The following is a 202-nucleotide window of genomic DNA, read 5'->3' on the forward strand; positions in this document are numbered from 1 at the left end:
AGCAAGCTTTTGAAATGTTACCGCTCGACTTGCATGTGTTAGGCCTGCCGCCAGCGTTCAATCTGAGCCATGATCAAACTCTTCAATTAAAAGTTTTTGTGCTCCACTCTTTATTCAAAAGGAAGCGACTCAATGAATTCTGATTCATCACTTAGACTCGGAAGAATCTAAGGATGTTTGTACATATTGCTATGGACTCTCA

1 rRNA gene is annotated in these 202 nt (G+C 40.6%); it reads right to left on the bottom strand.

Going from position 1 to position 202, the window contains the following annotated elements:
- A 16S ribosomal RNA gene (locus DB48_RS13390) occupies positions 1–89 on the bottom strand; the annotation flags it as partial.
- Between the last annotated feature and the right edge of the window lie 113 nt (positions 90–202).

The sequence above is a fragment of the Shewanella sp. cp20 genome, assembly GCF_000832025.1.
Lineage (GTDB): Bacteria > Pseudomonadota > Gammaproteobacteria > Enterobacterales > Shewanellaceae > Shewanella.